Raw genomic sequence first — 13,218 nt, forward strand, 5'->3', positions numbered from 1 at the left:
AATTTTCATCTAATTACCTGCGATTTCCCGACCTCAATCGTAACTTTTTCGCTTTACCGTCTCCCGACTGATGTGCTGTTGGGCGGGAGTTCGATTTGAATAACAGGGTCGCAGAATTTTTTGCCGATCGCCGCGGAAACTTCGCCGCGATAGGCGCCATTCTTCTGCCGATGCTTCTGCTCAGCGGAGCGATGGCGCTAAACGTATCTGATATGAATAACCGCAAATCGGAGTACCAGCAGTCGCTCGATTCGGGTGTGCTGGCCGCCGCCGCCATGCCCGGTCTCACGGTTGCGGAGCGCGTTGCGATCGCTGAAAGCTACTTCGTCGCCAATACGGACCAATACTGCTCACAGAAATCCTACGACATCCGCATCGAGGGGGATACTGTATACGGGGACTTCACCTGCCGCTACCGGGCCATTCTGGACGGCGTCTTAAAACGGGAATGGCTGGATATTCGCGTCACGTCGGCGGCAAGGCTTGGGACGACCGGTGATCCACTTTGCATCGTCTCGTTGAACAAGACAGCCAAGCGGAGCTTCCTTGAGAGCGGGAAAAGCCATGTCACGGGAAACGGTTGCCGCGTTCACGTCAATTCCGCCAATGTCGAAGCGGTCACGCTGTCGGGAGGATCGACTCTCACCAGTACGGAAAACTGTATCGTGGGGGGCGTCAAACAAGGGCTGACAAGCATTACTCCACGACCGCCCGCCGCCTGCGAGCAGATCGATGATCCTTTCGCGGCGATCGCCAAGCCAGCGGTCGGAACCTGCGACTATTACAATTTCACTGCAAACGCCAACATGACGCTTTACCCTGGCGTTTACTGCGGGGGAATGCGCATCTCCAATGCCACGTTCGATCTCAAGCCCGGATTGTATGTCATCAAGGACGGTATTCTTGAATCGACCGGAGGGGCGACGATCAGGGGTGATGGCGTGACTTTCTTCCTGACCGGCATCGACGCCGGCGTGGTGTTCAGCGGGGGCGGCAAGTACCAGCTTTCGGCCATGACCACCGGTAGCCTCGCTGGCTTCGTCGTTTATCTGGACCCCAACGCTGTCAAGCAGGACAAAAGCACCGTTTCGGGTGGCGGCGACACCTATTACGAGGGTGCAATGTATTTTCCGGAGCAGACCCTCCTGATCTCCGGCGGCGGCACGGTGACGACGCCCTCGCCCTTCACAGCCTACGTGGCGGACATGATCGAATTCACTGGCGGCAGCCAGTTGACCATAGGCATCGACCCGTCCGCCACCAAGGTTCCCGTACCAAGAGGTTTCTTCGAAGCGGGGGCGCCGATCCTCATCCAATGAGGCAGTATGCGGCTTGAACATCTTCGCGAAAAACTGATCCGAAGGCTCAACGGAATCGACTTGGCGGGTCAGGCGGCTTCGGCTATTCCTCGGCTCTCTTGAGAGGAACCGCCATGTCCGCGTCATCGTCCGCCACCGCCGCGCGCGAACCGTCCTTTCCCTGGCTCATCATCGCCAGCGGCTGCCTGATCGCGGCGCTGACCTTCGGTCCGCGCTCGGCGATGGGGTTCTTCCAGCTTCCGATGCTCGCCGAAACCGGCTGGAGCAGGTCGGACTTCGGCCTCGCGCTCGCCATCCAGAACTTGATGTGGGGCGTCGGACAACCGTTCTTCGGCGCGCTCGCGGACAAATGGGGCTCGTGGCGCGTGCTGATGCTGTCGGCGCTGCTCTATGCCGCCGGGCTGGCGATGATGTCCTCGCCGGAAAGCGTATGGTTCCTGCATGTCGGCGGCGGGCTGCTCGTCGGGCTCGGCGTCGCCGCCGGTTCGTTCGGGATCATCCTCGCCGCCTTCGCCCGCAACGTGACCGCCGAACAGCGCTCGCTCGCCTTCGGCATGGGCACTGCCGCCGGTTCGGCGGGCATGTTCCTATTTGCGCCGTTCAGCCAGGCCGTGATCAGTCAGTTCGGCTGGTCGGATGCGCTGCTGATCATGTCTGCCATGATGCTGATCATTCCGGTTCTCGCGATCCCGCTGCGCGGAAACTCGGATTCCGGCACGCAAAAGCAGACCGATATCGACCAGTCGATCGGCGCGGCACTGCGGGAAGCCTTCGGCCATCACAGCTATCTCCTGCTGACCGCCGGCTTCTTCGTCTGCGGCTTCCAGGTGGCATTCATCACGGCGCACTTTCCCGCCTATATCGGCGACCTGGGAATAGACGCGCGCTACGCCGTCATCGGCATCGCGCTGATCGGGTTCTTCAACATCATCGGTTCGCTCGCCTCGGGATTCATCGGCCAGAAATACTCCAAGCCGATCTTTCTGGCGCTGATCTATATCGGTCGCTCCATCGCCGTCACCGCCTTCCTGCTGCTGCCCCAGACGCCGACGTCGGTCGTCGTGTTCTCGGCCGTCATGGGCCTGCTCTGGCTTTCGACCGTTCCCCCGACAAACGCGCTGGTCGCCATCATGTTCGGCACCCGCTATCTCGGAATGCTGGGCGGCATCGTCTTCTTCTCGCACCAGATCGGCTCGTTCCTCGGCGTCTGGATGGGCGGCTATCTCTACGACATCTTCGGAACCTACGATCCGGTCTGGTGGCTCGGTGTCGCGCTTGGGCTTTTCGCCGCAGCCGTCCACTGGCCCATTCGGGAAAAACCGGTCGACCGGACGGTTCTCGCCCCGGCCGGATAGGTCTCCCCCACCGCGCCAAATTCGCGTGGAGCGGCCCATGCACCGCTTCCCTCGCGTAATCCGTCATTTTTCATGGGCCGCGTTCTCATCTGTTTGTGATATTGATGGTGTCCTGGAGCGACGACTTCAGATTTCAGGGAGGAAGCAATGAACGAGCACGTCAAGCACGACACCGTAATCAAGACGCTGACCGATCTCCGCGAAGAGTCGGAGGATGTAGGCCGCAACCGGTCGGAAAATCCGACGATGGGCGACATCATCAACCGCCGCTATTCCAGGCGCAATTTTCTCGGCGGTTCGCTTGCGGTAACGGCGATCGGGGCGACCGTCAGCCCGCTCGCGCTGCTCGCCGCCAGCGAGGCGAAAGCAGGCACGTCCGCGTTTGACTTCACCGAAATCGAGGCCGGCGTTGACGAGACCCACCACGTCGCCGAAGGCTATGACGCCAACGTTCTCATTCGCTGGGGCGACAAGGTGTTCGCGGATTCGCCGGACTTCAACCCGATGAACCAGACGCCGGAAGCGCAGGAGCGCCAGTTCGGCTACAATTGCGACTATATCGGTTTTGTGCCGATCGAGGGCTCCAACGAACACGGCCTTCTGTTCAACAACCACGAATACACCAACGCCGAGTTGATGTTCCCGGGCCTCGCCACCATCGGCAAGGATGACGAAGGCAAGGACAAGGTCATCATCGGCGAAATCACCGAGGACATGGTGAACATCGAGATGGCGGCCCATGGCGGTACCGTGATCGAGATCAGGAAGGTCGACGGGAAGTGGGAGCCGGTTCTCGACGGCGCGATGAACCGGCGGATATCGGCGAACACGGAAATGACGCTTTCCGGCCCCGTCGCGGGGCACGAACGAGTCAAGACCAACGCCGATCCGGACGGAACCAAGGTGTTCGGTACGTTCAACAACTGTGCCGGCGGGGTGACGCCGTGGGGCACCTATCTCATGGCCGAGGAGAACTTCCACGGCTATTTCCTCGGCACGCTTCCCGAAGGTCACCGCGAAGCGAAGAATCACGAACGCTACGGCGTGCCGTCCGGCTGGTACAATTGGGGTAAGTACCACGACCGGTTCGACGTCTCGAAGGACCCCAATGAAGCCAACCGGTTCGGCTGGATCGTCGAGGTCGATCCGTCCGATCCGAACTCGATCCCGAAGAAGCGCACCGCGCTTGGCCGCTGCAAGCACGAGGGCGCGGAAAGCGTGGTCAATGGCGACGGGCGCGTGGTGTTCTACTGCGGCGACGACGAGCGTTTTGACTACATCTACAAATTCGTCACCTCGGGCACGTTCAACGAAGGCGACATGCCATCCAACGCGGATCTGCTCGACGAGGGAACGCTGTATGTCGCGAAATTCAACGAGGACGGGACGGTGGACTGGATGCCCATCGTGCATGGCGAAGGTCCGCTCACTGCGGAGAACGGCTTCGAGAGCCAGGCCGATGTTCTGATCGAAACCCGGATCGCTGCCGACCTGCTCGGCGCGACCAAGATGGACCGGCCGGAAGACGTCCAGCCGAATGCGCAGACCGGCAAGGTCTACGCCATGCTGACCAACAATACGCGGCGCAAGGAAGGCGACGAAAACCCGGCCAACCCGCGCGCCAACAACGCGTTCGGCCACATCATCGAGATCATCGAGCCCGATGGCGACTTCGCCGCAACAAAGTCGACCTGGGAAATCCTGCTCAAATGCGGCGATCCCAGCATTGCCGACGTCGGAGCGACCTTCTCCGCAGCAACGACCGAAAACGGATGGTTCGGCATGCCGGACAACGCCGCGGTCGATGCCGACGGACGGTTGTGGGTCGCGACCGACGGCAACAGCGGCAAGAAGACTGGACGCACGGACGGTCTCTGGGCGGTCGATACCGAGGGCGAGGCGCGCGGCACGTCCAAACTGTTCTTCCGCGTTCCCATCGGCGCGGAAATGTGCGGCCCGCTGTTTACCCCCGATGGGGAGACGGCTTTCCTCGCCGTACAGCATCCGGGCGACGAAGGATTGTCGACCTTCGAAAATCCGACCACACGCTGGCCGGATTTCGATGAGTCCCTGCCGGTGCGACCCTCGGTCGTAACCGTGACCAAACAGGGCGGCGGCAAGATCGGCTGACGTCGTTCCAGATTCGCCAATGCTGGCGCGGGCGGCAACGCCCGCGCTTTTTCGTCTCGCCTCAGCCCGGATGCTTCATTGATTGATTTCGGGTTCGACGAGCCTTGCCAGATTGCGCAGGGAGTCCTGCCAGCCGAGATAGCAGGCTTCGAGAGGAATGACGTCCGGAACGCCCTCTTGGGTGATGTTCACTTCGGTGCCGACCGAGACCGCTTGCAGCGTCACCGTGACCGTCATTTCCCCGGGCATATTGGGGTCATCGAACCTGTCCGTGTAGCGGATGCGTTCATCGGCAACGAGTTCGAGATATTCCCCGCCGAAGGAGTGGCTCTTACCCGTGGTGAAATTGCGGAACGACGCCCGGTGGCTGCCCCCCACCTTCGCCTCCAGTTCATGCACGGTGCAGACGTACCCGTTCGGCGGAAGCCACTGCGCCAGCGCGTCGGGTTCGAGAAATGCCCGGTAAACCTTCTCGGGCCTGGTCGGGAATACGCGATGCAGACGGACCGTATTGGGCATGGCGGCTTTCCTTTCGGCTGGCCTGACTGTCAACTTGCTTTGACGTAACGGGTGAAATTGTCGAGAATGGCTTGCCACCCGTCGCGCTGCTGCTCGACGGAATGAGTGGTTTCCGCATCGAAAGTCACGCGAACGCGCACCCTGTCCTTCTCCGGCAGGAATTCGACCTTTGCGGCGCGGTCCCCGAAAGTATATTCGATAAGCTCGTGTTCGATGACCCTGGTGTAGGTTCCTGCGAAATCGAACCCCATCGAGCCGTCCTTGGCTTCCATGCGCGAAGAGAACGCGCCGCCTTCGCGCAGATCGACGGTCGCGGCGGTGGTGTGCCAGTCATCGGATGCCGCATTCCAATGCATGATGGCCTCAGGATCGGTGTAGGCACGCCAGACGGCGTCGACGGGGGCTGAGACATTGGTCTCAACGGCAATCTTCTGCGTGGTCACTTTCAATCCTTTCCGTGGCTGGGTCACTCCGCGATCCGCCGACATGGCTCGTCGTGCAATTTCCTCTTCAGTCGGCGGCGGCCGCTGCTTCGAGCGTGGCGATGTCGATCTTGGTCATCTCGAACATTGCCTTGGCACCCCGCTCTGCGGCGTCGCTGTCGGCCCCGTAGAGAAGCTCAATCAATTGCCGTGGCACCACCTGCCACGAGAGGCCGTAGCGGTCCTTGCACCAGCCGCACTGGCTGGCCTGACCACCGTCGGCGGTCAATGCCTCCCAATAGAAATCGACCTCGCTCTGATCCTTACAGTCGATCGCGAAGGAAACGGCCTCGTTGAACTTGAAGGCCGGTCCCCCATTGATGCCGAGGAATTTCTGCCCGATCAGCGTGAATTCGACGATCAGCACTTCCCCCTTGGCGGCTGACGGATTGTCCGCGGGCGAATGCATGATCCGGTCGATCCGGCTGTCCGGAAACAAACTGGCATAAAATTCGGCAGCTTCCACGGCATTGCCGTCGAACCAGAGATTTGGCGTGATCGGTTTCATTGCATGGTCCTCCTGTCGGCTACTGACTGTTCCGGCCGGCTCTTCGTGTCCGCTGTGAACAGCAATGTCAGGTATCGGTGCAGATGCTCGATGCTCTCTATGGCGCGGCTGGCTTCACCGCTCGCCTTTGCGAGAATGAACGCGCCCTGGAGTACCGCCTGCGTATGCAGGGCAAGGCTTTCGGCCGTAAAGTCCGCGTCGACATCGTGGCGGGCCATGGCGGCCTCGATATCGGCAATCAACGTCGCGGCATGGCCAAAAATACTATCTCGGCAGGCCGCTTGAATGGCCGGGCTCGTGCCATAGGCTTCCTGCGTCATCGTCCCGACGAGACAGGTAAACTCCGGGACTGAGCCCTGAACGATCTCCTTGCGGAATGACACGTAGCCGAGCACCCGCTCCAGCGGGTCGTCCAGTTCCTGATACGGTGCCGCGGCGAAGAATTCACCGGTGACGTCCGACCAGTGCTGCGCGGCTGCGACCGCCAGCGCTTCCTTGCTGGTGAAGTGGTGAAAGAAGGCCCCTTTCGACACTCCGGCCTCGGCGCAAATGTCATCCACGGTGGTGGCCGAATACCCCTTGGCGCGGATGACAGCGAACGCCGCTTCCATGAGGCTTGATCGGGTGGATGGGTTTTCTTTCCGGGCCACTACAAATCTCCTTCATAAATACATACCAACCAGTCGGTTTTTATTCAAGAGTGATATTTCATACCTTGCATCAACTGGAGTGGATGTTGATACGATTTCCGCCGGTCCCGTCTAACGCACTGTTTTTATTACTGTTTCGAATTTTTCCACGCGAATTTTATCAACAGCTCCCGGACCTCGTTTATCCTTTTCGTGATTGTGACGGGAAAGGAACCGATGGACTGGGAAGGGGCGATCGCGCAAAACCGCGCGGATCTCGAACGCATCGTCGCCGCGCTGTTCGCGCTGGCCGGGCTGATCGGCATGAAGACGGTCGCGACCCTGCCGCGCAGCGTCCATGACCAGATCCTGCTCGTGCTCAGGCCCGCCGAATCAGCCGTCCGCCGGCTGATCGTCACCGCCGCAAGGCACGTCCTGTTTCAGCCCCGCAAGGGCGAGGCCGAGGCCGGTCCGCCCGTGAGCCAGGCGGAGATCATCGCCCAGGCAAGGCTTGCGAGGGAACGGGGAAGATTGATGGAGGCGCAGGCCACCCGCATCGTCTATCACCGGATCAATCTCGGCCTCGCCACCTTTGCGCCCCCAGGGGCCCGTCAGCAACGACGCGAAGCGGAGGCGCTTAAGGGCGGGGCGAAAGACTCCATGCCGGCCTTCCAGTTGTTCGATCCGCTGAAGCGGTTCGATTTTTCCCCTGCCCGCGGTGGCCCGCGGGGCGTGCCGCGCATCGTCAACTTCTTCGACGGCGATCCGCAGCCCGTCCCGGTCCGCCCGGCGCCGACCCCCGACGACCCGGTCAGCGCCGTGCAGCTGTGCCGCCGGCTGCTGGCGCTGAAGGCCGCCCTCGACGACATTCCGGGCGAGGCCAGACGACTCGCCCGCTGGAAGGCGCGGCACGACCACGCGCGGGATAACGGCCGGCCGGTCAGGCCGAGGCGCATCGATCCGCTCAGATCCGGCTGGCCGCCCGGCCACCGCAAGCGCCACGTCCACGACATCGACGAGGTGCTCGTCGAATGCAACTGGCTGGCGCACTACGCGCGGGAAAAGACCGCCGCTCCCGACACGTCCTAAGGCCCCCGCCACCGACGAGCCCCGGGGAGGAGCTTAAGGGCGCAATAGAAATACCTCGCGCCCTCCCTCCCCCTTGTGGGGAGGGATGCGAGGCAGCGAACGCAGTGAGCATGCCGCAGCCGGTTGGGGGTAACGATCGGTGGCGCTGATGCACCCCCACCCAGCCGCGCCTAACTCGCTCTCGCTCACAAGGCTTGGCGATCCCTCCCCACAAGGGGGAGGGAAACCGGAACCGCGCAGCCGGTCGGCTCGCTGCCTAAGCGACCGTCTCCTCGCCGGCGTCCATCGCGCGCAGGACGGCGGACACGAACCCTGTTCGTTCGTCCGGCTCCTTCGCGCCTCGCGGATCATAGACATGGCGATGGAGAAAATAGGTGGTCAGGCGAAAACCGGCCTCCATGGTCTCGCGATCGGGCGTGACGGAGGGCTGGCCGGCAAGGAACGGCGGCAGGGCCAACAGCTTGTCCTTCCACGGCTCGCCGGCCAGCCGGCTCACCGCCCTGCCCGTCTTCGGCGACACATAGACCAGATCGTTGCGCACGCCTGTTCCCGCGCAACTCGACAGATCGAGACCGAAGCCCAGTTCCTCCAGCAACCGCAATTCGAAGCGCACCATGAGCGGTCCGGCGATCTGCGGCTCGCAGAGGTGCTCGATGACCACCTCCATGGCCCGGTAGAGTTCGCTGTGCCGGTCCCGTTCGGGAAGCAGCCGCAGATGGCTGCCGAGGAGCTGGATCCCGTAGACGCCGGATGAATGGTCCATCAGCCGCGCCGCCGACAGCGCAACCGGTTCGACCTGGTAGGTGCCGAGGTGCTCCTCCAGGCGGGCGCGCCATGTCAGATCCACCGCGTTTCCCGGCTGCAGCAGCGGTTGCAGCTTGCGCGAGCGTCCGCCGCGCACGAGGCCGAGATGGCGGCCGCGCCGCTCGGTCATGACTTCGAGGATCAGGCTCGTCTCACCGTGCCTGCGGGTCCCGATAATGATCCCGTGATCGTGCCATTCCATGGCGCGGACAATGCGTCACCCGGCGGAAAAGTCCAGCCCCATCTCGCGATAGCGTTCGGGGTCGTCGCCCCAGTTCTCGCGCACCTTCACGAACAGGAAGAGATGGACATTCTGCTCGAGGATCGCACCGATCTCCTTGCGGGCGGCCTGGCCGATCGCCTTGATTGTTTCGCCCTTGTGGCCGAGGACGATCTTCTTCTGGCTGTCGCGTTCGACATAGATCACCTGCTGAATGCGCACGGAGCCGTCCTTGCGCTCCTCCCACTGCTCGGTCTCGACAGTGGACGAATACGGCAACTCCTGATGCAGGCGCAGATAGAGTTTCTCGCGCGTGATCTCGGCGGCGAGCTGGCGCATCGGAAGATCGGAAATCTGGTCTTCCGGATAGTACCACGGCCCTTCCGGAACGGCCGCCGCCAGCTTGTTCAGAAGATCGTCGCATCCCGATCCGTCGAGCGCGGAGATCATGAAGGTCTCCGCGAACTCGGCCCGCTCGTTGAGCGACTTCGCCAGTTCCAGCAGCTTGGCGCGCTCCACCGTGTCGATCTTGTTGAGGATCAGGTATTTCGCCGGCTGCATCGCCGGCAGCATTTCCAGCATCCGCTCCTCGTCCTCGCGCACCCCTTTCCGCGCATCGATCATCACCAGGACAATGTCTGCGTCCCGGGCGCCCGACCATGCGGTCGTCACCATGGCGCGGTCGAGCCGGCGTTTCGGCGCGAAGATGCCCGGGGTGTCGGTGAAGACGATCTGGGAGTCGCCGACCGTCGCGATGCCGCGCACGAGGGCGCGTGTCGTCTGCACCTTGTGCGTGACGATGGAAACCTTTGAACCGACAAGCCGGTTGACGAGCGTCGACTTGCCGGCATTCGGCGCGCCGATCATGGCAACGAAGCCGGAGCGTGTCTTTCTCTCGCTCGTCTCACTCATCGCCGCGCACCTCTTCACGGGCGAGCAGTCCGGTTGCGGCCGCCTGTTCGGCGGCACGCTTCGAGCGGCCCTGCGCCTTCACCGGATCGAGATCTCCGACAGTGACCGAAACCGTAAACACCGGATCGTGGTCGGGACCGGTCCGCGAGAGGATCGAGTATTCCGGCGTCACGCCGTGCACGCTGTGCGCCCATTCCTGGAGTTCCGTCTTGGCGTCCCGCCTCGCCGCCTCCGCATGCGCCGCACGCTCGCTCCAGTAGCGCTCGATGAACGGGCGAACCGCCTCCAGTCCGCCGTCGAGATAAAGCGCGGCGATCAGCGACTCGACCACATCGGCCTGCAGGTTCTTGCGATGGGTCTTGCGCAGCCGCTGCACGTCGGAGCCCGTCCGGATGAAATCCTGGAGCGACAATTCCTCCGCCACCTCGGCCAGCGTGTCTGCGTTGACGAGCTGGTTCAGCCGAACCGACAACTCGCCCTCGGCGGCGTTCTGGAACTGCGAGAACAGGAGCTCGGCAATGCACAGTCCGAGAACGCGATCGCCCAAGAATTCGAGACGTTCGTAATTGCGGCCGTCGCGGCTGCGGGCGCTGGAGTGCGTCAGCGCCCGGTCGAGCCGCTTCGGATCGCGAAACCGGTGGCCGGTTTTCTCTTCCAGTTCCTGGAGTGCCGCAGGCACCACGCTTGGCTTGACGGCCCTTCTCGTCATTTCGACGCGGACTTGAAGAAGCGGTCGAGCCGCAACTCGGTCGGCCAGCGCCAGATCTCGAGCGGCGAGGCGCCGCCTGCGATCGAGAAGAACACGATGTTGGCGCGTCCGACGAAATTCTCCAGCGGCACGAAGCCGACGCCGAAACGGCTGTCATTGGAGTTGTCGCGGTTGTCGCCCATCATGAAATAATGGCCCTCGGGTACGGTGAACTCGCGGGTGTTGTCGCCGCTCGTCTGCGGCGACAGGTCGAGGGTCGTGTATTTGACCCCGTTCGGCAGCGTTTCCTCGTAAACGTCGACGGGCCTGTTCTGTTCGGTAACGTCGACGTCGTCGAGCGCACCCACCAGTTCACGCGGCACCGCATCGCCGTTGATGAAAAGCTGCCCGTCGCGCACTTGGATGCGGTCGCCCGGCAGGCCGATGACGCGCTTGATGTAATCGACATTGCTGGTCGGGTGCTTGAACACTGCAACATCCCCGCGCTCCGGGTTATCCGACCAGATGCGCCCCGAGAACAGATCGGGGGAAAAGGGAATGGAGGCGTTGGAATAGCCGTATGCGAATTTCGACACGAACAGATAGTCGCCTTCGAGCAGGGTCGGACGCATCGAGCCGCTCGGGATCGAAAAGGGCTGGAACAAGAGGGTCCGGATGACCAGCGCAAGCAGCAGTGCCTGCACGATGACCGAGATCAATTCGACAAACGAATTCTGTTTGGTTTCGGTCTTGTCAGCCACGTTGCTCATTTCCTGTCTTTCGCTTTTTCCGGCGCGCGATCGCGGCTGGTCATAACCGTTCACGGTATGCGCCGCAATTCCCTTGTTTCGAGGGCAGAACTGCTAGTCTGGCACGGCCTCGATAATGACGAATGCCTGGGCGAGCGGCATGTCGTCGGTGATGGTCAGATGGATCATCGGCTTGTGGCCCGCGGGCATCATGGATGCAAGGCGAACTGCGGCGCCGCCGGTCAGCTTCATGGTTGGTTTGCCGCCCGGCAGGTTCACAACGCCCATGTCACGCCAGAATACGCCATGGGCCATTCCTGTCCCGAGCGCCTTCGAACAGGCCTCCTTGGCGGCAAAGCGCTTCGCGTAAGAGGCCGCGCGCATCCTGCGGCGGTCGGACTTCACCCGCTCGATCTCCGTAAAAACGCGATGCGTGAAGCGCTCGCCAAAGCGTTCCAGCGACTTCTCCACCCGACGAATGTCGATGAGGTCGCTCCCCAAGCCAATGATCATGCATTGAGCTCCGGCTTGCCAGTAACCGACTGGCCGGAAGCTGCCTGCCGGCGCTGGGACTGGCTGGCCGCAAGCCGGTGTGTGCGGCGGTTCTGGAAGGCGGCCACGGTGAACCGCGTCAAGATGTAAAGGACGACCGCGACGGCAAGCCCCAACGGGACCCCGCCTACCACCATCGGTTTGAGCAACGGATCCCAGAGAGCCATGATCTCCCCATGTTGCCAAAGCGAACCCAGCTTGGCCGGCGCAACCTCGGCGGTTTCTTCACCCAGGCCGAGAATCGCCGTGCCGGTGCCCAGTGTAGCGGCCCAGATCGCCGGGAAGGTCAGAGGATTGCCGATCGCGGTGCCGAGCGCGGCAGCCAGCATGTTTCCGGCGAGCAGCCAGGCGAGTACGAAAGCGAGAAGGAAGTGAAAGCCCATGAATGGCGTGAAGGATGCGAATGCGCCCGCTGCCACCCCGGCAGCGATCGCGTGCGGGGTCGCCTTGAGGCGCAGCACACGCTTCCAGTAGTAGCGGAAAGAGCGCAGGTAGTTGCGACGGGGCATCAGCCACACGCGGAACCGTCCCCGCCAGTTTTCCCTGTTTCTGCGCTTAAAGATCATTCGGGGCTCACCCAATCATCGCCATGAGGCGTCTTCGCCGCCAAGCCGACAGACCGTATTCGGTACAAATAATGAGGCGGAACTTGCGCATCAAGGCGCGCCAATGGCTAAAGGTTCCGACTTCCCGGTTTCACCGCCGGAATGGCGGCCAATTCCGGCGGCAGTTGATCCGCTGGATATGCCGGAACGGCATATTGCGCAAGCGCGATCAACGGCACGCCGACATCGGCAGCCCCCGCCGACCGATCGATCAGACATCCGGCTGCCAGCACGTTCGCTCCGATCTCCCGCAGGCTCTCGACGGTTTCGCGGATCGAAAGGCCGGTTGTGACGATATCCTCGATAATGACCACGCGCGCGCCCTCCTCGATTTCGAAGCGCCGCAGCTTGAACTTCCCATCTTCGCGCTCGACCCAGATGGCCGGTGCCCCGAGGTGCCGCGAGGTTTCATAGGCAGGAATGATCCCGCCAACTGCCGGCCCGACGACATAATCGATCCGGTCAAGCCCGGAGGCTCTGATCTTCTCGGCCAGGGCGCTGCACAAGGTCTCCGTCTTGTCCGGGTGCATGAAGACACGCGCCTTCTGCAGGAACATCGGGCTGCGCAGGCCGGATGTCAAAATGAAATGCCCGTGCATTATGGCGCCCGCACTTTCGAATACCGCCAAAACCTCTTCGGTCTTCATCAATTTCCCT

The 13,218-nt window shown here is 62.2% G+C and carries 15 protein-coding genes; 4 read left to right on the plus strand and 11 right to left on the minus strand.

Annotated features, from left to right (window positions below; genetic code table 11):
- Positions 1–95: 95 nt before the first annotated feature.
- From LC298_RS06205 to LC298_RS06215, 3 genes are all read left to right on the plus strand, one after another.
- A complete protein-coding gene (locus tag LC298_RS06205; protein WP_131568079.1) occupies positions 96–1,319 on the plus strand; it encodes a TadE/TadG family type IV pilus assembly protein in 1,224 nt (407 codons plus the stop codon).
- A gap of 113 nt (positions 1,320–1,432) precedes the next feature.
- The gene (locus tag LC298_RS06210) at positions 1,433–2,674 is read left to right on the plus strand and encodes an MFS transporter (RefSeq protein WP_131568077.1); all 1,242 of its coding nucleotides are present in this window, start codon (positions 1,433–1,435) and stop codon (positions 2,672–2,674) included.
- A 147-nt stretch (positions 2,675–2,821) separates the two neighbouring features.
- The gene (locus tag LC298_RS06215) at positions 2,822–4,804 is read left to right on the plus strand and encodes a PhoX family protein (RefSeq protein ID WP_131568075.1); all 1,983 of its coding nucleotides are present in this window, start codon (positions 2,822–2,824) and stop codon (positions 4,802–4,804) included.
- Positions 4,805–4,879: 75 nt separating this feature from the next.
- Here LC298_RS06215 and LC298_RS06220 read toward each other — a convergent pair whose 3' ends face one another.
- From LC298_RS06220 to LC298_RS06235, 4 genes are all read right to left on the minus strand, one after another.
- The gene (locus tag LC298_RS06220; protein ID WP_131568072.1) at positions 4,880–5,323 is read right to left on the minus strand and encodes an SRPBCC family protein; all 444 of its coding nucleotides are present in this window, start codon (positions 5,321–5,323) and stop codon (positions 4,880–4,882) included.
- Positions 5,324–5,352: 29 nt separating this feature from the next.
- Positions 5,353–5,766 (minus strand): SRPBCC family protein, encoded by a 414-nt coding sequence (locus LC298_RS06225; RefSeq protein ID WP_223385566.1) that lies wholly within the window; start codon positions 5,764–5,766, stop codon positions 5,353–5,355.
- 67 nt (positions 5,767–5,833) lie between these two features.
- Entirely contained in the window at positions 5,834–6,313 is a 480-nt protein-coding gene (locus LC298_RS06230) for a VOC family protein (RefSeq protein ID WP_131568068.1), read from the minus strand.
- Entirely contained in the window at positions 6,310–6,963 is a 654-nt protein-coding gene (locus LC298_RS06235) for a TetR/AcrR family transcriptional regulator (RefSeq protein ID WP_131568066.1), read from the minus strand. The genes LC298_RS06230 and LC298_RS06235 overlap by 4 nt, the downstream gene beginning before the upstream one ends.
- Before the next feature lie 216 nt (positions 6,964–7,179).
- Here LC298_RS06235 and LC298_RS06240 point away from each other — a divergent pair, with 216 nt between their 5' ends.
- Positions 7,180–8,031: a hypothetical protein gene (locus LC298_RS06240; protein ID WP_131568064.1), complete on the plus strand. Its 852-nt coding sequence runs from the start codon at positions 7,180–7,182 to the stop codon at positions 8,029–8,031.
- Between the two features lie 256 nt (positions 8,032–8,287).
- Here LC298_RS06240 and recO read toward each other — a convergent pair whose 3' ends face one another.
- The 7 genes from recO to pyrE all read right to left on the minus strand — a co-directional run bounded on the left by recO (position 8,288) and on the right by pyrE (position 13,208).
- Positions 8,288–9,037 carry a DNA repair protein RecO gene (gene recO, locus LC298_RS06245; protein WP_131568062.1) on the minus strand — a complete coding sequence of 250 codons (750 nt, stop codon included), beginning with the start codon at positions 9,035–9,037 and terminating at the stop codon, positions 8,288–8,290.
- A gap of 15 nt (positions 9,038–9,052) precedes the next feature.
- The gene (era, locus tag LC298_RS06250; RefSeq protein WP_131568060.1) at positions 9,053–9,967 is read right to left on the minus strand and encodes a GTPase Era; all 915 of its coding nucleotides are present in this window, start codon (positions 9,965–9,967) and stop codon (positions 9,053–9,055) included.
- Complete coding sequence (gene rnc, locus LC298_RS06255) at positions 9,960–10,676, minus strand: ribonuclease III (protein WP_131568058.1); 717 nt, start codon at positions 10,674–10,676, stop codon at positions 9,960–9,962. Before rnc ends, era begins: the two co-directional genes overlap by 8 nt.
- The gene (lepB, locus tag LC298_RS06260) at positions 10,673–11,425 is read right to left on the minus strand and encodes a signal peptidase I (protein WP_131568056.1); all 753 of its coding nucleotides are present in this window, start codon (positions 11,423–11,425) and stop codon (positions 10,673–10,675) included. The genes rnc and lepB overlap by 4 nt, the downstream gene beginning before the upstream one ends.
- A gap of 93 nt (positions 11,426–11,518) precedes the next feature.
- Positions 11,519–11,917, minus strand: a complete 399-nt coding sequence (gene acpS, locus LC298_RS06265; RefSeq protein WP_131568054.1) for a holo-ACP synthase — start codon at positions 11,915–11,917, stop codon at positions 11,519–11,521.
- The gene (locus LC298_RS06270) at positions 11,914–12,522 is read right to left on the minus strand and encodes a DUF2062 domain-containing protein (protein ID WP_131568052.1); all 609 of its coding nucleotides are present in this window, start codon (positions 12,520–12,522) and stop codon (positions 11,914–11,916) included. Before LC298_RS06270 ends, acpS begins: the two co-directional genes overlap by 4 nt.
- 107 nt (positions 12,523–12,629) lie before the next feature.
- Positions 12,630–13,208: an orotate phosphoribosyltransferase gene (gene pyrE, locus LC298_RS06275; RefSeq protein ID WP_131568050.1), complete on the minus strand. Its 579-nt coding sequence runs from the start codon at positions 13,206–13,208 to the stop codon at positions 12,630–12,632.
- Positions 13,209–13,218 lie beyond the last annotated feature (10 nt).

Source organism: Oricola cellulosilytica, assembly GCF_019966575.1.
Classification (GTDB): Bacteria; Pseudomonadota; Alphaproteobacteria; order Rhizobiales; family Rhizobiaceae; genus Oricola; species Oricola cellulosilytica.

What these genes read in the sequence shown, in the direction of transcription:
- LC298_RS06210 (WP_131568077.1), top strand. Translation starts at nt 1,433, where the DNA reads ATGTCCGCGTCATCGTCCGCCACCGCCGCGCGCGAACCGTCCTTTCCC.
- LC298_RS06215 (WP_131568075.1), top strand. Translation starts at nt 2,822, where the DNA reads ATGAACGAGCACGTCAAGCACGACACCGTAATCAAGACGCTGACCGAT.
- LC298_RS06220 (WP_131568072.1), bottom strand. Translation starts at nt 5,323, where the DNA reads ATGCCCAATACGGTCCGTCTGCATCGCGTATTCCCGACCAGGCCCGAG.
- LC298_RS06230 (WP_131568068.1), bottom strand. Translation starts at nt 6,313, where the DNA reads ATGAAACCGATCACGCCAAATCTCTGGTTCGACGGCAATGCCGTGGAA.
- LC298_RS06240 (WP_131568064.1), top strand. Translation starts at nt 7,180, where the DNA reads ATGGACTGGGAAGGGGCGATCGCGCAAAACCGCGCGGATCTCGAACGC.
- recO (WP_131568062.1), bottom strand. Translation starts at nt 9,037, where the DNA reads ATGGAATGGCACGATCACGGGATCATTATCGGGACCCGCAGGCACGGT.
- era (WP_131568060.1), bottom strand. Translation starts at nt 9,967, where the DNA reads ATGAGTGAGACGAGCGAGAGAAAGACACGCTCCGGCTTCGTTGCCATG.
- rnc (WP_131568058.1), bottom strand. Translation starts at nt 10,676, where the DNA reads ATGACGAGAAGGGCCGTCAAGCCAAGCGTGGTGCCTGCGGCACTCCAG.
- lepB (WP_131568056.1), bottom strand. Translation starts at nt 11,425, where the DNA reads ATGAGCAACGTGGCTGACAAGACCGAAACCAAACAGAATTCGTTTGTC.
- acpS (WP_131568054.1), bottom strand. Translation starts at nt 11,917, where the DNA reads ATGATCATTGGCTTGGGGAGCGACCTCATCGACATTCGTCGGGTGGAG.
- LC298_RS06270 (WP_131568052.1), bottom strand. Translation starts at nt 12,522, where the DNA reads ATGATCTTTAAGCGCAGAAACAGGGAAAACTGGCGGGGACGGTTCCGC.
- pyrE (WP_131568050.1), bottom strand. Translation starts at nt 13,208, where the DNA reads ATGAAGACCGAAGAGGTTTTGGCGGTATTCGAAAGTGCGGGCGCCATA.